At 35.8% G+C, this 21,167-nt stretch carries 26 protein-coding genes; 21 read left to right on the plus strand and 5 right to left on the minus strand.

Features of this window, described 5'->3' with window-relative positions; translation table 11 throughout:
* Positions 1 to 51: 51 nt before the first annotated feature.
* The 4 genes from ctaD (at position 52) to ctaG (ending at position 3,838) form a co-directional block, all read left to right on the plus strand.
* Entirely contained in the window at positions 52 to 1,887 is a 1,836-nt protein-coding gene (gene ctaD, locus ACQVV1_RS05400; RefSeq protein ID WP_179958627.1) for a cytochrome c oxidase subunit I, read from the plus strand.
* Positions 1,887 to 2,510: a cytochrome c oxidase subunit III gene (gene ctaE / locus ACQVV1_RS05405; RefSeq protein WP_242252058.1), complete on the plus strand. Its 624-nt coding sequence runs from the start codon at positions 1,887 to 1,889 to the stop codon at positions 2,508 to 2,510. The genes ctaD and ctaE overlap by 1 nt, the downstream gene beginning before the upstream one ends.
* Positions 2,511 to 2,514: 4 nt before the next feature.
* Positions 2,515 to 2,847 (plus strand): cytochrome c oxidase subunit IVB, encoded by a 333-nt coding sequence (gene ctaF / locus ACQVV1_RS05410; RefSeq protein WP_000985703.1) that lies wholly within the window; start codon positions 2,515 to 2,517, stop codon positions 2,845 to 2,847.
* 85 nt (positions 2,848 to 2,932) lie between these two features.
* On the plus strand, positions 2,933 to 3,838 hold the full coding sequence (gene ctaG / locus ACQVV1_RS05415) for a cytochrome c oxidase assembly factor CtaG (RefSeq protein WP_431168678.1): 906 nt from the start codon (positions 2,933 to 2,935) through the stop codon (positions 3,836 to 3,838).
* A 36-nt stretch (positions 3,839 to 3,874) separates the two neighbouring features.
* Here ctaG and ACQVV1_RS05420 read toward each other — a convergent pair whose 3' ends face one another.
* Complete coding sequence (locus ACQVV1_RS05420; RefSeq protein ID WP_063221190.1) at positions 3,875 to 4,240, minus strand: YugN family protein; 366 nt, start codon at positions 4,238 to 4,240, stop codon at positions 3,875 to 3,877.
* A 206-nt stretch (positions 4,241 to 4,446) separates the two neighbouring features.
* On the opposite strand from ACQVV1_RS05420, the gene ACQVV1_RS05425 reads away from it, so the two are divergent.
* From ACQVV1_RS05425 to ACQVV1_RS05450, 6 genes are all read left to right on the plus strand, one after another.
* The gene (locus tag ACQVV1_RS05425; protein ID WP_242252056.1) at positions 4,447 to 5,481 is read left to right on the plus strand and encodes a CAP domain-containing protein; all 1,035 of its coding nucleotides are present in this window, start codon (positions 4,447 to 4,449) and stop codon (positions 5,479 to 5,481) included.
* Between the two features lie 186 nt (positions 5,482 to 5,667).
* On the plus strand, positions 5,668 to 6,117 hold the full coding sequence (locus ACQVV1_RS05430) for a YlbD family protein (protein WP_309259263.1): 450 nt from the start codon (positions 5,668 to 5,670) through the stop codon (positions 6,115 to 6,117).
* 11 nt (positions 6,118 to 6,128) lie between these two features.
* Complete coding sequence (locus ACQVV1_RS05435) at positions 6,129 to 6,374, plus strand: YlbE-like family protein (RefSeq protein ID WP_001200991.1); 246 nt, start codon at positions 6,129 to 6,131, stop codon at positions 6,372 to 6,374.
* A gap of 82 nt (positions 6,375 to 6,456) precedes the next feature.
* On the plus strand, positions 6,457 to 7,029 hold the full coding sequence (locus ACQVV1_RS05440) for a histidine phosphatase family protein (RefSeq protein ID WP_060633175.1): 573 nt from the start codon (positions 6,457 to 6,459) through the stop codon (positions 7,027 to 7,029).
* A gap of 116 nt (positions 7,030 to 7,145) precedes the next feature.
* Positions 7,146 to 7,598 carry a YlbF/YmcA family competence regulator gene (locus ACQVV1_RS05445; RefSeq protein WP_000634353.1) on the plus strand — a complete coding sequence of 151 codons (453 nt, stop codon included), beginning with the start codon at positions 7,146 to 7,148 and terminating at the stop codon, positions 7,596 to 7,598.
* 126 nt (positions 7,599 to 7,724) lie between these two features.
* Entirely contained in the window at positions 7,725 to 7,991 is a 267-nt protein-coding gene (locus ACQVV1_RS05450) for a YlbG family protein (protein ID WP_002080814.1), read from the plus strand.
* 54 nt (positions 7,992 to 8,045) lie between these two features.
* Here ACQVV1_RS05450 and ACQVV1_RS05455 read toward each other — a convergent pair whose 3' ends face one another.
* Positions 8,046 to 8,435 carry a DUF7147 family protein gene (locus ACQVV1_RS05455; protein ID WP_001972633.1) on the minus strand — a complete coding sequence of 130 codons (390 nt, stop codon included), beginning with the start codon at positions 8,433 to 8,435 and terminating at the stop codon, positions 8,046 to 8,048.
* Between the two features lie 586 nt (positions 8,436 to 9,021).
* On the opposite strand from ACQVV1_RS05455, the gene rsmD reads away from it, so the two are divergent.
* Together rsmD and coaD are read left to right on the plus strand one after the other, a co-directional pair.
* On the plus strand, positions 9,022 to 9,588 hold the full coding sequence (gene rsmD / locus ACQVV1_RS05460) for a 16S rRNA (guanine(966)-N(2))-methyltransferase RsmD (protein WP_309259262.1): 567 nt from the start codon (positions 9,022 to 9,024) through the stop codon (positions 9,586 to 9,588).
* Entirely contained in the window at positions 9,585 to 10,076 is a 492-nt protein-coding gene (coaD, locus tag ACQVV1_RS05465; protein WP_000200598.1) for a pantetheine-phosphate adenylyltransferase, read from the plus strand. The genes rsmD and coaD overlap by 4 nt, the downstream gene beginning before the upstream one ends.
* Here coaD and ylbJ read toward each other — a convergent pair.
* Entirely contained in the window at positions 10,068 to 11,297 is a 1,230-nt protein-coding gene (gene ylbJ / locus ACQVV1_RS05470; protein ID WP_309259261.1) for a sporulation integral membrane protein YlbJ, read from the minus strand. The genes coaD and ylbJ overlap by 9 nt on opposite strands.
* A gap of 113 nt (positions 11,298 to 11,410) precedes the next feature.
* Between ylbJ and ACQVV1_RS05475 the strand changes: the two genes are divergently transcribed.
* Both ACQVV1_RS05475 and ACQVV1_RS05480 read left to right on the plus strand, forming a co-directional pair.
* On the plus strand, positions 11,411 to 12,202 hold the full coding sequence (locus ACQVV1_RS05475; protein WP_063221185.1) for a patatin-like phospholipase family protein: 792 nt from the start codon (positions 11,411 to 11,413) through the stop codon (positions 12,200 to 12,202).
* Positions 12,195 to 13,220 carry a SepM family pheromone-processing serine protease gene (locus ACQVV1_RS05480; RefSeq protein WP_242252051.1) on the plus strand — a complete coding sequence of 342 codons (1,026 nt, stop codon included), beginning with the start codon at positions 12,195 to 12,197 and terminating at the stop codon, positions 13,218 to 13,220. Before ACQVV1_RS05475 ends, ACQVV1_RS05480 begins: the two co-directional genes overlap by 8 nt.
* 25 nt (positions 13,221 to 13,245) lie before the next feature.
* On the opposite strand, the gene ACQVV1_RS05485 is transcribed toward ACQVV1_RS05480, so the two are convergent.
* Entirely contained in the window at positions 13,246 to 14,487 is a 1,242-nt protein-coding gene (locus tag ACQVV1_RS05485; protein WP_286676875.1) for a nucleotidyltransferase, read from the minus strand.
* Between the two features lie 153 nt (positions 14,488 to 14,640).
* Here ACQVV1_RS05485 and ACQVV1_RS05490 point away from each other — a divergent pair, with 153 nt between their 5' ends.
* The 3 genes from ACQVV1_RS05490 (at position 14,641) to ACQVV1_RS05500 (ending at position 16,012) form a co-directional block, all read left to right on the plus strand.
* Positions 14,641 to 15,141 (plus strand): YceD family protein, encoded by a 501-nt coding sequence (locus tag ACQVV1_RS05490; protein ID WP_000872144.1) that lies wholly within the window; start codon positions 14,641 to 14,643, stop codon positions 15,139 to 15,141.
* Positions 15,142 to 15,202: 61 nt separating this feature from the next.
* Positions 15,203 to 15,376 carry a 50S ribosomal protein L32 gene (rpmF, locus tag ACQVV1_RS05495; protein ID WP_001984764.1) on the plus strand — a complete coding sequence of 58 codons (174 nt, stop codon included), beginning with the start codon at positions 15,203 to 15,205 and terminating at the stop codon, positions 15,374 to 15,376.
* Positions 15,377 to 15,505: 129 nt separating this feature from the next.
* Positions 15,506 to 16,012, plus strand: a complete 507-nt coding sequence (locus tag ACQVV1_RS05500; RefSeq protein ID WP_242252049.1) for an RsfA family transcriptional regulator — start codon at positions 15,506 to 15,508, stop codon at positions 16,010 to 16,012.
* Between the two features lie 34 nt (positions 16,013 to 16,046).
* Here the strand turns inward: ACQVV1_RS05500 and ACQVV1_RS05505 are convergent, their stop codons facing one another.
* Positions 16,047 to 16,520: an N-acetyltransferase gene (locus tag ACQVV1_RS05505; RefSeq protein ID WP_063221181.1), complete on the minus strand. Its 474-nt coding sequence runs from the start codon at positions 16,518 to 16,520 to the stop codon at positions 16,047 to 16,049.
* 375 nt (positions 16,521 to 16,895) lie between these two features.
* On the opposite strand from ACQVV1_RS05505, the gene panE reads away from it, so the two are divergent.
* The 4 genes from panE to ftsL all read left to right on the plus strand — a co-directional run bounded on the left by panE (position 16,896) and on the right by ftsL (position 21,161).
* Positions 16,896 to 17,786, plus strand: a complete 891-nt coding sequence (panE, locus tag ACQVV1_RS05510) for a 2-dehydropantoate 2-reductase (protein WP_242252048.1) — start codon at positions 16,896 to 16,898, stop codon at positions 17,784 to 17,786.
* 79 nt (positions 17,787 to 17,865) lie between these two features.
* The gene (gene bshC / locus ACQVV1_RS05515; protein WP_098555028.1) at positions 17,866 to 19,482 is read left to right on the plus strand and encodes a bacillithiol biosynthesis cysteine-adding enzyme BshC; all 1,617 of its coding nucleotides are present in this window, start codon (positions 17,866 to 17,868) and stop codon (positions 19,480 to 19,482) included.
* Positions 19,483 to 19,850: 368 nt separating this feature from the next.
* Entirely contained in the window at positions 19,851 to 20,783 is a 933-nt protein-coding gene (gene rsmH / locus ACQVV1_RS05520; protein WP_063221179.1) for a 16S rRNA (cytosine(1402)-N(4))-methyltransferase RsmH, read from the plus strand.
* Positions 20,784 to 20,798: 15 nt separating this feature from the next.
* On the plus strand, positions 20,799 to 21,161 hold the full coding sequence (ftsL, locus tag ACQVV1_RS05525) for a cell division protein FtsL (protein WP_063221178.1): 363 nt from the start codon (positions 20,799 to 20,801) through the stop codon (positions 21,159 to 21,161).
* The last annotated feature ends 6 nt before the right edge of the window (positions 21,162 to 21,167 follow it).

Consider the following 21,167-nt stretch of genomic DNA (forward strand, 5'->3'; position numbering starts at 1 on the left):
ATTCGCGAAGGGGAGGTTGAAAACGTGAGTTCTGTAGCAAAAAAACAGGGGATGGGTGCTGTCATATGGGATTATTTAACGACAGTAGACCATAAAAAGATTGCCATTCTCTATTTAATTGCAGGTGGATTGTTTTTTATAATAGGCGGAATAGAAGCTTTATTTATTCGCCTTCAATTAGCGATTCCTAACAACGCTTTTCTTGTTGGGGATGCTTATAATCAAGTATTAACCATGCACGGTACAACAATGATTTTCCTCGCAGCTATGCCACTCGTGTTTGCATTTATGAACGCCGCTGTACCACTTCAAATTGGTGCACGTGATGTAGCGTTCCCGTTTTTGAATTCACTCGGATTTTGGTTATTTTTCTTTGGTGGAGTATTTTTAAATTTAAGTTGGTTTTTAGGTGGAGCACCTGATGCAGGATGGACATCTTATGCATCTTTAGCTTTAGCCTCTAAAGGCCATGGTGTTGATTTTTATGTACTCGGCTTGCAAATCTCCGGTATAGGTACATTAATTGGAGGTATTAACTTCCTTGTAACCATTATTAATATGCGTGCGCCAGGGATGACATATATGCGTATGCCGATGTTTACATGGACGACATTTGTAACATCTTCACTAATATTATTCGCTTTTCCGCCGTTAACTGTAGGATTAGGACTTTTAATGTTAGATCGTTTATTTGGAACAAGTTTCTTTAATCCAGCACTGGGCGGGAATACAATTATATGGGAGCATTTATTCTGGATTTTCGGTCATCCAGAAGTATACATTCTTATACTCCCAGCTTTCGGAATATTCTCAGAAATCTTTGCCACATTTTCGAAAAAACGATTATTTGGTTATTCGTCAATGGTGTTTGCGACAGTATTAATTGGATTCTTAGGATTTATGGTATGGGCGCATCATATGTTTACTGTTGGGCTGGGTCCAGTTGCGAATGCTATTTTCTCAGTTGCAACAATGGCGATTGCGGTTCCGACCGGTATTAAAATATTCAACTGGCTCTTTACAATGTGGGGCGGAAGTATACGTTTTACGACACCGATGATGTGGGCAGTAGCTTTCATTCCATCATTCGTAATGGGGGGAGTTACAGGTGTTATGCTAGCATCTGCACCAGCTGATTATCAATTTCATGATAACTATTTCGTAGTAGCTCATTTTCATTATGTAATCGTCGGCGGTGTTGTATTTGGTTTACTTGCAGGAGCTCATTATTATTGGCCACTCATGTTTAATAAAGTATTAAATGAAACGTTAGGAAAGATAACATTTTGGCTATTCTTTATCGGTTTCCATTTAACGTTCTTCATTCAGCATTTCCTTGGGTTGATCGGTATGCCGCGTCGTTACTACACATACCTTGAAGGTCAAGGGTTGGAAATGGGGAATATGATTAGTTCTATTGGAGCGGTGTTTATGGCTCTTGGAACGATTGTTCTTCTATTCAATGTAATTAAAACAACAGTATCAAAAGAAAAGGCTGGTCGTGATCCATGGGATGCACGAACGTTAGAATGGACGATGCCAGCACCTACACCAGAATATAACTTTAAACAATTACCATTTGTTCGCGGGTTAGATCCGTTTTGGATTGAAAAACGTGAAGGGAATAAAGAGATGACAGCGGCGGAACCAGTTGGTGATATTCATATGCCAAATCCATCATTTTCACCATTTATCATTTCTTTAGGATTGTTTATAGCGGCATTCGGTGCAATGTATATGCAGGGTGGAAAAGATAAGTTTTGGTTATTAGTAGCAATTATTGGTTTAATTATCACATTTGGCGCAATGTTCCTACGTTCAGTAATCGATGATCATGGATATCATATTCATAAGGAAGATTTAGAAGATAAGGGGGGCAAGGCATAATGCATGTAGATGAAAAATTAACGAATGAAACATTTCCAGCAGAGCCTGAAAAAGCAACCCTTGAGGGAAAAAATAAGTTTGTCGGTTTTTGGTTATTTCTTGGAGGCGAAACAGTATTGTTCGCTTCCTTATTTGGCACATATTTAGCGTTAAAGAATTCTACAAATGGTGGACCAACATCTCAAGAGATGTTCCAAATGCCACTTGTTTTCATTATGACGATGCTTTTATTAACGAGTAGCTTAACGAGCGTATATGCGATGTATCATATGAAAAACTTTAACTTTAAGAAAATGCAACTTTGGCTGTTAGTAACAGTGTTGCTAGGTTTAGGGTTTTTAGGGTTTGAGATATATGAGTTTTATCATTATACGCATGAATTTAAGCATACTATGAGAAGTAGTGCCTTTGGTTCCGCGTTTTATGCTCTTGTTGGTACACATGGACTCCACGTATTGTTTGGGTTGTGTTGGATTTTAACATTAATCTGTAGAAATGCGAAGAGGGGTCTAAATTTATACAATGCACCGAAGTTTTATGTTGCATCGATTTATTGGCACTTTATTGACGTAGTTTGGGTGTTTATTTTCACTGTAGTATATTTAATGGGAATGGTGGGATAAACAAATGGCGATAAAGCAAACGAATAATCCTAAAGTTGATCTTGTTTATCGGAAGAGGAAAAGTGCAGAGGAAATGAAGCATCAAGTTATTACATTTGCATTAATGATTTTTTTAACATTAGTTGCGTTTGTAGCAGTAGCATATCCGAAAACGTTTAGTCCGACTTTCTCAGTACCATTTATTTTACTATTAGCAGTGGTACAAGTAATTTTTCAATTGTATTATTTTATGCATATGAGTCATAAAGGACATGAAGCGGCAAGTTTCTTTCTTTATTCTGGTCTGTTAATCGGGTTAATTACAATTTTAGCTTTTATGACAATTGTGTGGATTTGAAAAGTGAAGAATAAGGGAGCTTGTGTTGTCACAGCTCCCTCTTCATATTATGTGAAAGGATAACCTTAAGAAGGTAGGTGTGACAATGAGTAACTTGTGGATATTTGGTTTTCAAGCTCTATGGAGTCCAATCTTTTTATTATTTATGCTTTCGATCCTTATTGGGTATTTTTTAATTATTGGGCCATATAGAATGCGATTTGAACATGCGACGAAGGTAAGTAAGAAGCAAGTTTTCTATTTTACGACCGGTATTGTTCTTTTGTATTTTGTAAAGGGAGGGCCTATTGATTTAATTGGTCATATTATATTTAGTGCACATATGTTTGAAATGGCAGTTATGTATATTGCAGTTCCGCCGTTATTGTTGCTTGGTATACCAGTTTGGTTATATCGTTATATTACTTCCTTTAAGTTCGTTCAAATTATATTAAAGGTATTTGCTAAGCCACTTATTGCATTGTTTGTATTTAATGGCCTGTTTTCTTTTTATCATTTACCAATTGTTTTTGATGCAGTAAAACAAAGTCAAATTGCTCATCCTATTTGTCTAGCTATATTGTTCTTTACGGCGATCATGATGTGGTGGCCGATGCTAAATCCATTACCAGAATATCAAACGTTAAGTGATATAAAGAAACTTGGTTACATGTTTGCTAATGGTATATTATTAACGCCAGCTTGCGCGTTAATCATTTTTGCGACTGCACCGTTGTTTGCAACATATACGGATCCGGCTGCTTGGATGAAGGCGATGGAATTATGTGTACCAGCAGGAACTTTATCAGATTTAAATATAACTGGACCAGAATTTTTACACTGGATGCCAGTTGTACAAGATCAACAAACAGGCGGCATCATCATGAAAATTGTCCAGGAAATAGTGTATGGTACAATTATCGGCTATGTATTCTTTCGATGGGCGCGTCGAGAGCGTGAAAAGGATAAAGAGCAGTTGCAGCAATTACCGCCGTATTTACAAACGAAATAAAAGTGAGTGCATCATATTGATGCACTCACTTTTATTTTATTCAATGATTTGGAATTCTTTTAACTCTTTTTCGATATTTTGTAGGAGCTGTTCACTTTTTTGAAGTACATTCGTTGGGAAAGTTTCGCCATCACCATATTCAACGCCGTGAGGATAATAATGTTTACCTAATAAGGGAGGAAGTAGCTTTATTTCAGCGTGTCTACTACCAATGTCACCTTCAACAGCTAAACCTTGTACACGCAAATAATAAACATCATTTAATATTTCAAATTTATAATCGTATGTAACTCGTTCATAATCCCACTGTCCAGCAAGTACAAAATGGTTCTTTTCCATAATCTCTGTTAATAGTGTTAAATCAACGACTGCCCCATTAAATTTCGTATTTGTAAATTGCATATAATACCTCCTCTTTTAATGTTACATCATTATTTTTATAATAGTATGAATAATAAGAAAGTGCAATTCATATTGAGAGAAAAGGGATAATCCAGACTTTTTTTGCGAAAATATGATATAGTGAAAAGAGTACGGTACACACAAAAAAGGAAAGAAAAGGATTTGTGTATATCTCAATTTTATGTTTTGTGCAGGAGGTATATCGATTGAAGAAATTATTGCGTATCGTAATGATTACATTTTTAATTTTAGCTGTTGATTTATACGGGAAATTACTCGTTTCACAATATATATTAACCCCATCTCAATCAAAGCAAGAAAATAAAATTGTGAAAAAGAAAAAACAAGTAAATGAAGACTCTTCCGATACTGTTTTAAATATGATTGGTGGGGACTCTGAAAATTTATTAGCAAAATGGGGCGAACCTTCTCGAATAGAGCCATCTGCTTACGGATATGAATGGTGGGTATACAGTCAAGATTTAGCTCAGTATGTTCAATTTGGGGTTGCTGAACGTAAAGTTGTAACGGCGTATGTTGCTGGTGAGCAAGTTAAGGTGCCGCCCTATTATATAAATGAAAAGTATGAAGACGTGTATAAAAAGAATCCACTCTCTCATGAGATTTCGTTAAAAAGAGGGAAAAATAGTTATCAATTTGAGTTATCTGATACCGAAGTGATGGAACAACCATTAATACCTGTAGAAGATGGCTGGGCACAATTATATTTTGATCATTTTACACATGAGCTTGTTGGTGTTCGTTATATGGATGACGAAACATTATTACGTCAAAGACCGTATCAGCTTGTTTATTCAGGTGAATTACTAGCAGAGCAACCATTGACTCCAGATAAACTGAAACAAATAGAGAATGGGAATATGCAACAAATTTTTGATTTAACAAATATTATTCGAAGCCGTCATAAGTTACCGTTGTTAGCTTGGGATCAACAAACAGCAGATGTGGCAATTGGTCATAGTAAAGATATGAAGGATAATAATTACTTTTCACACGATTCACCTACATTAGGTACGTTAGGAGATCGTTTGCAGCGCGGGAAAGTAGGATTTCAACTTGCTGGTGAGAACATAGCGGCGCAACATAGTGATGGAATTGCGGCGTTGCAAGGTTGGTTAAATAGTGAGGGACATAGAAAGAATTTATTGAATGAACAATTTACAGGATTAGGTGTTGGTGTATACGATAAGTTTTATACACAAAACTTTATTCGGAAGTAAAGTGAAATTGTAAGTTGTGGCTGGGACACCTCCCGGATAATTGCTTTGTATTCAATGAATTGTAGGTGCGAAACTTATCCTATGCAAATAGAAGAAAAAAAAGGTGCATGAATCGTCTAAAAATAGGCGAACCATGCGCCTTTTTTTTCTTACTATATAGTAGATATACATGAAGAGGTGAGGATTATGCCAACAACAAAAGGACCGTTACATCCATCGGTTCAACAGTTTAAAGAGTTTGTAAACCATCACCCTAAAATGGTTCATGAAGTTAGAAGTGGTCACAAAACTTGGCAACAGTTTTATGAGGAATGGTACTTACTTGGTGAAGAAGATCCGATATGGGCAACTTTTAGACCTGATGGAGCGCCTGCTTTTTCTTCGGTAAAAGAAAATAAAAAAGAAAAAGAAAAAGAAAAAGATAATCGAACTGAAGAGGAAAAAACTGCTGATGTGATGGGACAAATGCTTTCTTTCTTTAAAAAGCTAGATGTAGAACAAATGCAACACCATTTAGCCAATGTAACGAGTGCTATTGGTAGTGTGCAACAAGTTTTTCAACAATTTCAAGGAAAGCGCACACAGCAAGAAGAAAGTACTTCCGAAAATAATCCATTTTTCTTTCAGAAGGATTAGGGGGAAAGCGGATGAGAGCAGAAATTATGGAGTTTATAAAGGCTGATGAGGATTTATCTCGCTATATTAGGGAGCAACCGTACTGGTATAGAAAACTAACGCGAAACCCTGAAGAAAAAGAGGCATTTGAGTTAGCGGCCATGCAACATTTCAAAAAAACGATACCAGATAAAGTTGAGAAATTTCAAAATCAATTGGCAGTTGCTTCCATTATGATCGATATGTTTCAGTATATGAAGCAGCAAAATACAACATAATTGGAAGGGAAAACTATGTCCGTCATGCAGAACTTTTGATACAATAGAAGCGGATTATTTAAAAAGGAGTTGCAGCATGAGCATGACGGAAATTTGTTTAGTACGACATGGACAAACTGATTGGAATTTTCAAGAGATTATTCAGGGACGTGAAGATATTCCACTTAATGAAGTAGGGAAGAAGCAAGCGAGCCAAAGTGCGGCTGCTTTGCAAGCAGAGGCATGGGATATAATTATAAGTAGCCCATTAATTAGAGCGCAAGAAACAGCTAAGGAAATTGCAGGGGCTACTGGGTTACAATCGATTTTATTAGATGAGCGATTTGTTGAACGTAATTTTGGTGAAGCTTCTGGGAAGCCGGTTGCGACTGTTAGGGAATTAATTGCAGAAGGTAAAGTAGAAGGTATGGAGCAAGATGAAGAGATTGTAGCTCGTTGTTTTGCTGCGGTAAAAGATGTTGCAGAAACTCATTCTGGCAAACGTATTATCATTGTAGCCCATTCACATGCGATAAAAGCAATTTTACATGCAATTGCACCAGAAGATATTACGTTTAAAACACCGTTAAAAAACGCATGTATTAGTTATGTGAACGAAAATAGTGGGAAATGGGATGTTCTTAAATATAATATTGCGGAACATATTAACGTATAAGTGTGTGCTGACATTATATAAAAAATAGTTAGAATGATGTCTTTCTATTTAGTGAGACACTTCAATTAGTAGTTCTATTCTAAATGTGGTATGATGAATACTCGGAGGTGTCTCTCATGATTGTAGCGACGCTAGAAAGCGTATTAATATTAGATAAGGCAGAGCAGCTTGCAAAAGCGATCATCTGTTCAGATATAGCAGAAGATTATCGTAAGTGTTATAAAGAATTGCATGAAGATATGGAAGTTCAGACGTTAATTCAGCAATTTACAGCGATGAAAGAACGATATGAAGAAGTGCAACGTTTCGGTAAATACCATCCTGACTATACTTTTGTTTCGACGAAAATGAGGGAGTTAAAGCGTTCTGTAGACTTACATGATAAGATTGCAGCTTTTAAACGAGTAGAAACGGCTTTGCAAAAGTTGTTAGATGAAGTTAGTGTAGCAATCGGTTCTGAGGTGTCTTCTTCCATCAAAGTTCCAACAGGAAATCCATTTTTTGATGCTGGTGGCTGTGGTGGCGGTTGTGGTACCGGCGGAGGTTGCGGCTGTAAAAAAACGGGGTAATTTACCCCGTTTTTTAGAAGATAGAAGAAAACGTATACAGAGTTTGTCCTGTAATGTTATAAATTTCTGATTGGTTTTCATAAAATATAAAATATATGTTTTTAAAAGGAGAAGATGGAGAAGATTATGTTCGGGCAACGACAAAGTATGATTGTTTATTTACATTCATTGAAACATGCCAAGATTTTAAGGAAATATGGTAACATACATTACATATCAAAACGCTTAAAATACGCAGTAGTATATTGTGATATGGAACAAATTGAGCATATGATGCAAAAGTTGAATAAACTTCCTTTTGTGAAAAAGATAGAACAGTCGTACCGCCCGTACTTAAAAACGGAATTTGAAAATTCACGTCCTGATCGGGCAAAGGAATACGATTATAGCTAATAGAAAAAATCCCCTGCTAATTTTAGTGGGGGATTTTTTACTTGAAATAACACTTTATTTCATTGGAGGAATGAAATTATTCATTCGTAAAATACCAATTAAATGGTTGAAAAACAGTTCTTTTTCTGGGAAAGTTGTGGATGGTTTTACCGTAAAGGTAGTTACTTTTTTCCCTAGTTGTTCTGCCGTTTCTTCAAATAAAATGACGCGTTTACTTTTTTTATTTTCAAGTACAGGAATGCCTTCACGACATATGTATAATGGTTGGAAATCACCAGTAGTAGTTGGTTTTAATATTACAACAAGTGAGCACACTTTTTTTTCATTTTTAATCGTTTCAAATTGTAACATATGTGCTATACGTTCTTGATTTGCTTTGGCAATTTCAAGTAATTCATATAAATCAGAGTAGCCTTCTCCGAGTTCTATAAAGCGTTGAATCATATTTTTTCCTCCTCTTTCTTTTACTGTATCATCTCGCTTTTTAAATGAAAAGTAGACAAATAAAAAAAACCCTGCAAAGCAGGGCCCTTCTTATACTAGCATGTACTAGTAAGAAGGCAAAGGGAGAGGAGAAACCGGAGGAAGAACTTATGGGGAAACGTAAGTCTTCTCCGCGGTTGGCAACAACATCGAAGGTGATGTTGTTATAATTATTTATGTCCAATCTAAATGAAGATATACATCATCAAATTAAATTTTATGTTGGGCTTTTTATTTTTCTTTTTTTTATTTTATGATAGGATAAAAAAGGTAAAGTGAAACTTTAATCGACGGGGTATTCCTTGCTGATTATTAGCCTTCACCAATTGGGCGTTAACGCGGGATAAAGTGAAACGAATATACATAATGGATTCGTGTTAGCGAATGGTGAGATGAATACATAAAAATGCAGAGCGGTTATTTTAAGCTAAGTTCTCTTAGTGTTCGTTGAAAGATGAACAGACTAGTATGGTTTGGTAGCGGTTACTGAATGGAGAAGGGTTTTCTATAATTGCTCGTTAGATTGAAATAAAGGTAGTGACAACAGATGAGAGTAGTTTCAGGAAAATGTAAAGGGCACCCACTTAAAGCGGTGCCAGGTAATACAACACGTCCAACGACAGATAAAGTAAAAGAATCAATTTTTAATATGATAGGTCCTTATTTTGATGGTGGTACTGCTCTTGATTTATTTGGGGGTAGTGGTGGTCTTGGAATCGAAGCGATAAGTAGAGGGATTGATAAAGCAATCTTTGTTGATCGAGATAATAAAGCGATAAAAGTCATTCATCAAAATTTAGAAAGTTGCAGAATACAGGAACAAGCTGAAGTATATCGAAATGATGCAGAGCGTGCGGTCAAAGCGCTCATAAAGCGTGAAATGTCATTCGACCTTATACTAATAGATCCTCCATATAAAGATCAAAAAATTGTATCTTTAATTAGTGTGATGGATCAACATGGATTGCTACATAGAGATGGATTAATTATGTCAGAGCACGGTAATGATGTGGTTTTACCTGATTCTATAGGTGATCTTGTAAAAGTAAGAGCTGAAAATTATGGGATTACAGCAATATCGATTTATAAGTATGAAGGTGAGGAGACAGAATGACAAGTATAGCTATTTCTTCAGGGAGTTTTGATCCAATTACCCTTGGACATCTGGATATTATTAAAAGGGGAGCGAAAGTGTTTGATGAAGTGTACGTAGTCGTTTTAAACAATTCATCAAAAAAACCGTTCTTTTCGGTTGAAGAACGCCTAGATTTAATTCGTGAAGCAACAAAGGATATCCCGAATGTAAAAGTAGATTCACATAGTGGACTATTAGTGGAGTATGCAAAAATGCGTAATGCAAACGCGATTTTACGTGGGTTGCGAGCGGTTTCTGATTTTGAATATGAGATGCAAATTACTTCTATGAATCGAAAATTAGATGAAAACATTGAAACATTTTTCATTATGACAAACAACCAATATTCATTTTTAAGCTCGAGCATTGTGAAAGAAGTTGCGAGATATGGAGGAAGCGTAGTAGATCTTGTGCCTCCTGTTGTAGAACGTGCTTTAAAAGAAAAGTTTCAAACCCCGTTAAAGTGAACGGGGTTTTTCTTTGTGGCTACGAAAAAATAATAAGATAACATATACATATAAACAAAATAATGTAAATATCGGTCCATAGTGTACAAAAGATGTCCAAATTTCATGTAGTATAGAAGAATGATTCGATAAAAAGACGGGGATATCTTTTTGAATAGGTGAAAAAGAGCTTACTTTTTCATAAAATGGTTTCCAAAATATAAAAGTAAAAATAGGGGCAAGAATACTTTGGATAATTCGTGCGAAAAAATAGGGCTTAAATCGGATATCTGTTTCAGCTAATATGCTAGCAACTTGTGCCTGAATAGAAAGGCCACTAAATGCTAAAATAAAGCTTGTTACCATAGCTTGCTGCAGGAGGGGTGTTTCATTTATTTGACTAATCATTTGGCTTCCGAGAGTCATTTCAAAAATGCCAGATAATATCGGAATACTAAATTCGGTAGTTAGTTGGAAGAATGATAAAATATGTTGCATAATAAAAGAGAGGGCTGCTGTAATATGAAATACAGTAATCATTTTATTTAAAACAGAGAATAAAATAATAAATCCACCAATCATAAGTAGCGTTTGAATAGAAGAAACGATAGCGTCCCCAAGTAATTTTCCTATTGGCCTTTTTTCTTGCATGCGTGTCTCGTGTAGGATTGAAAAAGGGTTTTGAAAAGGGCGTTTTTTAGTAGTATGTTTATCATTCTTGGAAATTTTGTTATTGCCGTAAAAACGCATCAGTAACCCAACGGCAAAGTTACTTAAATAATGTGCAGCAGCTAATACGATTCCTAATTTTGGATTATTGAAAAAACCGATAGAAACAGCTCCAAAAATAAAAAGTGGATTAGATGAGTTTGTAAAAGATACGAGGCGCTCTGCTTCGATTTGTGTTAGTTGATTGCTTTTACGCAGTCTAGCGCTTAATTTGGCGCCAGCAGGGAATCCTGAAGCCATTCCCATTGCCCAAACAAATCCACCTATCCCTGGAACGCGAAAAAGTGGTCGCATGAGTGGTTCTAATATAACTCCTATAAATTTTACAACACCAATACTAATTAGAAGTTCCGCAATGATGAAAAAAGGTAAAAGTGAAGGGAATACAACTTCCCACCATATATTTAACCCTCGAATGGAAGCTTGCAAAGCAGCTTGGGGGTGGAGTACAAGAGAAAAGGTTAAAAACAATGTTGATATGGTAAGGAAAGCCGTTTTCCATTTTTCATACATGTAAGTAAATCCCCCTTTGTCCCAAAAAACGTTCATTTCAGTATACGTGGATACGTAGTGAATTTAGACCATAAGTATGAAAAAGGAATGAAAAAAATTAAAGGGTGAGAAAAATGAAAGAACCGAAAATTGGCTTAGCTCTTGGATCTGGGGGCGCAAAAGGGTTTGCTCATATTGGTGTTATAAAAGTTTTAAGAGAAAATGGTATACCGATTCACATGATTGCAGGAAGTAGTATGGGGGCTTTAGTAGGTACATTTTATGCAGCGAGCTCAAACGTTGAAAGACTGTATAAACTGGCAAATGTTTTTAAGAGGAAATATTATTTAGACTTTACGGTTCCGAAAATGGGATTTATTGCTGGAAAACGTGTCAAAGATATGATTAAAATGTTTACATATAATAAAAATTTAGAAGAGTTAGATATCCCGACGGCTGTTGTGGCTACTGACATCTTGAAGGGGGAAAAAGTAGTTTTTACAAGTGGTCCTGTTGCAGAGGCGGTGAGAGCTAGCATATCTGTACCTGGAGTGTTTGTACCAGAGAAAATAGATGGACGGTTATTGGTGGATGGCGGAGTGATTGATCGCATTCCAGTATCGGTTGTGAAAGAGTTAGGTGCCGATATTGTAATTGCTGTTGATGTATCCCCAATTGAAGTAAATGGAGAGGTTACGTCTATTTATGATGTGATTATGCAGAGTATTGAAATTATGCAACATGAGCTTGTGATGAATCGGCAAATTGCATCTGATTTAATGATGCGACCAGCTGTAGAACAGTTTAGTTCACGTGCTTTTACAAACATTGAAGACATTATTCGAGTTGGAGAGGTAGAAGCAGAAAAACATGTTGCAAATATTTATTTATTAATTGAGCAGTGGAAGGAGAAACATAATGTTTAAGCGTTTTCGGTTTATATATGCAATTTTAATAGGGGTTATATTGGCGATGTTACTTGTTTACGTACGCCTGCCGTATTATGTAACAAAACCAGGAATGGCTGCCAAACTAGAGCCTTACGTTCAAGTTGAGGGGGGAACAAAAGAATCTGGTGATTTTATGCTTGTTACGGTTTCAATGGGACCGGCAAATGTAGTGAATTTAATAGCGGCACAGTTTAATAAATATACACATATTTCGAAAGCGGAAGAAATATTGCAAAAAGGTGAGAGTGATGAAGAATATCAATTCCGCCAAAATTATGCGATGAAAGATTCGCAAAATGCAGCGATCTATAATGCTTATAAACGTGCAAATCGTACTGTTTCTTTTGAAAATCAAGGTGTATTGGTTGCTGGTGTAGCGAAAGGGATGCCGTCAGAAGGAAAGCTTAAACTTGGAGATGTTATCATAGCTGTTGACGGAAAAGCATTTGAAAAAACAGAGCAATTTATTGAATATATGAAAGGGAAAAAGGAAGGAGACACAGTAAATATTGAGTACAAGAGGAATGGAAAACAATTAAAAGAAAATTTAAATGTAAAGAACATTCCAAATGGAAATGGACGTGTTGGTATAGGTGTTTCTATCGTTACGGAAAGAGAATTAGTGGTAGATCCGAAAGTGAAAATTGATTCTCATGAAATAGGCGGACCATCGGCAGGCCTAATGTTTACATTAGAAATATATAATCAACTTGTGGAAGAAGATTTAACAAGAGGGCATGAAATAGCTGGAACAGGTACGATTAATGAAAAAGGAGAAATTGGCCCAATTGGTGGTATTCAGCAAAAAGTAGTTGCCGCAAGTGACGCTGGTGCTGAAGTGTTCTTTGCACCAAATGAAAAAGGTGCGGAGAAATCGAATTATAAAGATGCGCTTGAGGCTGCGAAAGATATTAAAACAAAAATGAAAGTTGTGCCAGTTGATACACTGGATGATGCATTGAAGTATTTGGAAAAAATGGGTGGGAAAAAATAAACCTCTCTGAAAAAGAGAGGTTTTTTTATAGGAATTTTGCAGTTGTTTCATCATAACGAATTGGATGATGTGTTGCATCTTGTTTTAGTAGTTGTGTTCGTAATGGTTCTTGCATGATGGAGAAATATACAGAATTGGCTTTTCGCTCTATGTGTAAAGTAGGATGATCAAATGTTTTTGTATGGGTAAGGATTGGGAGCCCTATTTTTTTCTTGTTTTTTGAAAGGTAAGTTTGTCCTTTTTGTGACATGCCTAGTAGACGAATGTACGGTGCATGCTGTTCTATATTTGCGCTATGTATTTCTTCTTTTGTTGTATTTGTTAAAATGTGTGTACAAGCTCTTTGTAATCTAGTCCACGTATAACGTTTCGTTTTTAATGCTTCCATAAATGAATGAAAGGAGGAGCTGGTTTGTATTTTTGATAAAATACGATGCTCTAAACCTTCCTCTATTTCATATATATGTCGTAAGTCCCCTGGAGACATCGTCATGAGTTTGTATTTAAAAAATGAAAAGTATTGTTCCCAATTATGTAATATACCGTAGTTTTGTTTGTAACTTGCTAAAAGAGAAGCAGTCGCTTTTGGGATAAAAGGCTCAATTTCTGTAAAGGAACTATTTTCGCTAAAAAGTTGTTTGCGAATACTTGTTGCACTTGCAATATGTTGGTCGTTAAATGTTTCATCATGATAATGAGATGCGAATCTTTTTATCGTTTGTGTCTGCATAGAACTATTTTGCATCAGAATTGCTTTCATGTATTGGAAGCCTAAAATATTATTCGGTTGTGACATATCTATGTTTTTTTCAGAAGGTAAAATGTGTAGAAAAGCTTCAGAAGTAGCCTTTGCGTAACTATTACCTGCGTTCATAAATTGCTTTACAAGACGATTAAAAGTCTCTTCTTCATTTTGTTGCACAGAGATGGTGTTATAAAAATTTTCGATTTGTCCATCTTCACTACCGAAACAAATTTCAGAAACGTGCAGGGCGTTTAAAATAGAAATAGCACCATTTGCAAAGGTTTCAGCCTTTTGTGTTGAAAAGGCATATGGAAGCTCTACAACAAGGTCTACACCGCATGCTAAGGCCATTTTGGTGCGATACCATTTGGATATGAGTGCCGGCTCACCACGCTGCAAAAAAGGGCCACTCATAACAGCGATTGTAATATCAGATTGTGTTAACTTTTTTGTTTGTTGCACATGATAATCATGACCGTTATGAAAAGGGTTATATTCAACAATAATACCACTGGCTTTTATGGGAATCTCTCCTTTCGATGTAGCATCTTTTTGGAAAACGTGATACTCTATATATTATTTACTATGATGACTTCATTATAGTGTAAAGAAAAAACATTGACAAATATAAAATGGCTAGCTATAATTTTGTTTGTTGCCTTGAGGTGATATGATATGAAATGGTCCATCCATCAATTGAATAAATTGAGAAATAAAGGATTGACACTGGATGAGATGGTAGATGTAAGTGAGCTAAAAGAGGTCGAGAAAGATATTCGTGAAATTAATCCTGTTCATGTAACAGGAAGAGTTGATTTTGGCTCCGGCAAGTTTACGTTCCATCTACATATAACTGGAAGCATGGTTTTACCATGTTCTCGCTCTTTAGTAGATGTGACATTACCATTTGACATTAAAACAACTGAGGTGTTCCAAACTTCACAAGAAGAATTTGAAACTGAAGCTGAAATTCATTGTTTAGAAGGAGAAGTACTTGACTTACTGCCCGTAATCAAGGAAAATATACTTTTGGAGATTCCAATGCAAATTTTCAGTGATGATGTTTCTGGTGGAGCACCGATGCAAGGTCAAGACTGGCAAGTGATTTCGGAAGAAAACAAAGAAAAGACTGTTGATCCAAGATTGGCAGGACTTGCGAAGTTTTTTGACAAATAATCGGAAGACTGGTTCAGGCCTTCATATGAAAATAACTATTTCTTTTAAGGAGGTGGGAAGAATGGCTGTACCTTTTAGAAGAACTTCTAAAACAGTAAAAAGAAAGCGTCGTACGCATTTCAAATTATCAGTACCTGGTATGGTAGAGTGCCCAAGCTGTGGTGAAGCGAAATTAGCTCACCGTGTATGTAAAGCATGCGGTACTTACAAAGGTAAAGAAGTAATCAGCAAGTAATTGCGGGAAAATAAACGTAGAAGATATCTTCTACGTTTATTTTTTTTGTCTTATTCTTTATTTGTTGTATTCTATCTTTTCTAGTAACTGCATATGCTTAATAAAAAATGCATAGGGAGGACTAGAGAGATGGCGACAACAAGACAAGATGCTTGGACTGATGATGAAGATTTGCTTCTGGCAGAAGTAGTACTCCGGCATATTCAAGAAGGCGGAACGCAATTATCTGCCTTTAAAGAAGTGGGAAGACATTTATCTCGTACACCAGCAGCATGTGGCTTTAGGTGGAATTCTTATGTTAGAAAGCAATACAAAGAACGTATTGAAGAAGCGAAGCAACTGCGTAAAGTAGAAAATTATGAAGTGAAAGAGACGAAGGTATTGGAGCCTACGTCAATTACATTAAATGATGTTATTGATTTCTTGCAAAATTATAAAGATGAAAACTCTTTAATGGTGTTGCAACAGCAAATTGAATCGTTACAAACAGAGAAAGAGCGTCTTTTGGAGCGATTATCAGTATATGAGGAAGAATATAGAACATTGCTCGATTATATTGATCAAAAAAGAAGTGTAATAGTAGCAGAAAGAAATAGTGTTCGGTCAAATGGGAAATTAGAGAAGTTAAAGAAATAAAAAAACAGCTGCTATGTAGCTGTTTTTTTATTTCTTATGCAGATTCTTCATTTGTAACCGCATTCAAATTTGTTTCTGGTTGCCAAACATAAAAATCACCATCAGGTACTGATATAGGTTGGAAATTTAATTTATCCCAAAAACCAGCTGAATGGATACGTGCAATCGTTTTAATCGGGAATTGTAGCCCCTTCGCATAATTTACAAGCATTTCTCCGAATCCTTGTTTTTGGAAAGTTGGTAACACTTCAAGTTTATAGAGTTCTAGGTAAGTACCTGTAATTTCGAATGGTTCCCCGCCGTTCCTTTTCATATATAAACTCATACGTGCAATTAGTGATCCACCATAATAAATACCGTAAAATGGAGATTCACTATCGTTTTCGATAATGTTTGCTTGTAATTCTTCTAACATGGATAGTTCTTGAGCTCCGCAACCTTTAAATTTTTTAAATTCGTCTAATGTTTTATAATTGATGAGCAAGCGCTCAACTTTTGGGAATCCCATAACATCACATCCTTTTCTTGTCTCGTTGAATGCAGAAAAGTAAAAATATTTATAATTATATTATAACTCATTTTTTTATTTTTATGAAGATGATAGTATATTTCTTTTATTATTTTTTTGAGGATTTGTTAAACTAAGAGTAGAAGCATATTAATAAGTAGTATATACATATTGAAAGATGAGATTGCATTTGTTTAGTAAAGAGCAATGAAGTTGTAAACTGTGTTAATGTAATTTAGGAAGATAAAGTAAAACTTTCATAGGTGGAATTTGTTTGTCCTTAGTTAAATTATTATTCCGCACCAAGTGGACGTTTGCGTGATAAAAAGGGGGAGGGAAAGGGACTTATATATCGTGTTCATATGAGTTCCTTGTGTGAAAATGAAAATCGGAGTTGTGGGACCAGGAGCTATCGGTCTATTGTATGCATTTTATTTACAAAAAAGTAATCAAGATGTTACGTTGTTTACAAGGACAGCTAAACAGGCTGAGGAATTGAATGCAACGGGTATAACTTGTATTAGGGAGGGGAAACGTGAAACGGTATTCCCACCTGTTTTATCAATAGAAAGCATGCTAGACCAGCAGCTAGATTATATATTTATTGCTGTTAAGCAATATCATATAACTGACATACTACCTTTTGTACGAGGGGAATCCTCATTAATCTTTTTACAAAACGGAATGTCGCACCTTCATGCTATGCAGGAAATAGGGAATGAAAATATTGCAGTTGGAATTGTAGAGCATGGTGCAAAAAAAGAAGAAAGACATACCGTTTATCATACAGGGATAGGTGTAACGAAGTTTGGAATCGTGCACGGCCGGTCTATACATTTTGAAAAAATATTTAATTGCTTTCCTTTTTCTCATTTTCCGATTCGAATAGAAGATGATTGGAAGGATGTTATGCATAAAAAATTAGTAGTTAATGTATGTATCAATCCGTTGACAGCATTATTACAAGTCCAGAACGGAGAGCTGATTACGAACCCATTTTTTCATCGGATGATGGAGCAAGTGTTTCAGGAAGTCGTTTTTCTTGTTAAAGAAGAAAAAGAAATGGTGTGGGAAATGGTACGTCACGTATGTGAAAGAACGTCTCATAATACATCGTCTATGCTAGCGGATGTAAGAGCGAATAGACAAACGGAAATTGGTGCGATTGTTGGATATGTATTAGAAGAAGCTAAGAAACAACAACAATCCGTTCCGACACTTCAATTTTTATTCGATGCAATAAAAGGATTAGAAGTAAAAGTATAAGTGTAATTCTTTGCTTTTACGTGAAACATTGACTACAATGTGGATTGGTGAGAGAACAGGATACGAAAGGAAGAATTATATGGAGATAAAAGAAATCTCTGTTCCGCAACAAGGTGTTGTAGCGGACTATATGAACGGTAAAAAAGAGATACAGTCGTGTTTTGATTATATGTTAACAGAAGATGCTTTTAAACAACGTGTACAAGATTTGCGTGAGAGGGAGTTTTTCCGCCAAGATTTAGTAGCGCATTTATTAGAATATAATACAAAATTACAAGCGGGAGAAGCTACAATTCAAAATGTAAAAGCGCTTGGAGATGAAAATACATATGTTGTTATAGCTGGACAACAAGCCGGGTTATTAACTGGACCACTTTATACAATTCATAAAATTATTTCAGTTTTACAGCTTGCGAGGGAAAAGGAAGAAAGTTTAGGTGTTAAAGTTGTTCCTGTTTTCTGGATTGCTGGTGAAGACCATGATATGGATGAAATTAATCATACTTTTGTAACGAAGAATAAAAAAATAAAAAAGACTATTTTTCATGATCGTAATCCGAAAAAAGCGAGTGCTTCAGAGTCCGAGCTTTCTCTGGAAGACTGTAGAAAGTGGATTGAAGAAATTTTCAAAACATACCCTGAAACGAATTTTACAAAGGATGTACTGCAATTTATTGATGATTCTTTAGGGAAATCGAATACGTATGTAGATTTCTTTGCTCATCTTATTATGCAAATGTTCGTGAATTCTGGTTTAATTCTTGTCGATTCGCATCATCCAGAATTAAGAAAATTAGAATTGCCGTTTTTCAAACAGATTGTAGGTAAGTATAAAGAAGTGCAAGAGGGGCTTCATAACCAACAGGAAGTAATTAAAGAATTAGGATATAAACCGATTATTGAAACGAAGTCTAATGCAGTGCATATATTCATGGAAATTGATGACGAGCGAGTGTTACTTGAAGACGATCAAGGGAAGTTTGTTGGGAAAGATGGAGCGTATTCCTTTTCGTATGAAGAATTGATTGAAGAGATGGAAAGAAGCCCGGAACGTTTTAGTAATAATGTTGTAACGCGCCCCCTTATGCAAGAGTATGTATTCCCTACGCTGGCGTTTATTGGAGGTCCGGGGGAATTAGCTTATTGGAGTGAATTGCAACAAGTCTTCCATACTATCGGTTTCCGAATGCCACCTGTCGTTCCGCGTATTACAATCACTTATATAGAGAGGGATATAGCGACAGATTTACACGATTTACAATTGCAAGAGAGTGATCCGTTTGTAAATAACATAGATAATTTGCGTGAAAACTGGCTATCTAATCAAATAGAGGAACCGATAGATGAACGATTTGTAGAGGCGAAAAAAGAAATAATGGATATTCATGCGTCATTACAACAGTTTGTGAAGAAAATAGATCCGGGGTTAAGTGGGTTTGCAGGGAAAAATGAATTCAAAATTAATGAACAAATTGAGCTGTTGGAAAGAATGTTGAAAAGAAATGTTGAGAAAAAACATGAAGTACAGCTAAATAAATTCCGCCGCATACAATTTGCACTTCGTCCATTAGAAGCGCCGCAAGAGCGAGTGTGGAATGTATGTTACTATTTAAATCAGTTCGGTTTGGATTTCATTGATCGTGTAATGGAAAAAACGTTTTCTTGGGATGGAAAACATCATGTGATAAAACTATAGAATCTTGCTCTTCGGAGCAGGATTTTATTTTTATCTCGTTGAATTTACTGTGAAGTGAAATTTTTCTGAATTATCAATCTGAAAATGGTGAATATCGTAATTATGCAGGATACTTAAATATATGACAAAATAGCACAAAATGTAAACGTATTATTATCTTTTTCGACAGTTTTTTGTTTAAATTCCCGCAAAAGATGATAAAATTTAGTATATAATAAAAGAAAATAGCGATTTGTATAGTATGCTGCCTTTGTAGGCAAGTTAAATGAGTCGTTCTTTCATAGTATGTCGTTCTCTAATCGTGAAATATGCGTTTAGAGGAGGAGATGCATTCAACATAATTAATTGGAAAAAGAGTAGGTGCAACAATGTTTAAACACGTAACAGTGCTTTTGAAGGAAACAGTAGACGGCTTAGATATAAAGCCAGATGGTACATATGTAGATTGTACACTGGGGGGAGGAGGACATAGTTCTTATTTATTATCCCAATTAACTGAAGGTGGAAAATTAATCGCGTTTGATCAAGATGAGATAGCAATTCAAAATGCGAAAGAAAAATTTTCTTCATACGGTGAGCAATTCATAACAGTAAAGAGTAATTTTCGTTATTTATCTGAAAAACTACACGAATTAGGTATAACAGAAGTAGACGGTATTTTATTTGATTTAGGAGTTTCATCTCCACAATTAGATACACCAGAGCGTGGCTTTAGCTATCATCATGATGCACCGTTAGATATGCGAATGGATCAAGATGCCCCATTAACAGCATATGATGTTGTAAATAGCTGGTCATATGAACAACTTGTAAGAATTTTCTTCCAGTATGGGGAAGAGAAATTTTCAAAACAAATAGCAAGAAAAATTGAAGCATATCGTGAGAATAAAGCTATTGAAACGACAGGGGAATTAGTAGAACTAATTAAAGAGGGGATTCCAGCTCCTGCTCGTAGAACGGGCGGACATCCTGCGAAGCGAGTGTTCCAAGCAATCCGTATTGCTGTAAATGATGAATTGAAAGTATTTGAGGAAGCGTTGGAATCTGCAATTGAGATGGTTAAGCCAGGTGGAAGGGTTAGTGTTATAACATTCCATTCTTTAGAAGATCGTATTTGTAAAACAACGTTTAAGAGAAATAGTACAACGCCACAATTGCCGCCAGGATTACCAATTATTCCTGATGAATTTAAACCGAAATTAAAGCTTATTACAAGAAAACCGATTTTACCTTCTGATATAGAGTTAGAAGAAAATAATCGAGCGCGTTCTGCGAAATTGAGAATCGCTGAAAAACGATAAAAAGGGGAGAGAGGTATGAGTAACTTAGCTGTAAAGTACAAACAACAAGCGCAAGAAGAGGTACAGATTCAAACGCCCCCACAGCAGATGGCCCAGCCAAAAGCTAAAGCGAAGATTACAAGAATCGAAAAACTGTTGTATGTAGCGTTTATTGGCTTTTTATTGTATGCCTGTGTAGCGTTTATTGGAAATAAAGCAGGCCTTTATCAAGTTAATGTAGAAGCAGCGACGATAGAACAAAAAATTGTGCAGCAGCAAAAAGAAAATCAAGAATTACAGGCTGAAGTAGAGAAGTTAAGTCGTTATGAACGAATCGCTGAAGTTGCAAAAAAACACGGGCTAGAAATTAATGCGAATAATGTGAAAGGCCTCAAATAAGGCAAT

Source organism: Bacillus basilensis, from assembly GCF_050630465.1.
In the GTDB taxonomy this organism is placed as follows: domain Bacteria; phylum Bacillota; class Bacilli; order Bacillales; family Bacillaceae_G; genus Bacillus_A; species Bacillus_A basilensis.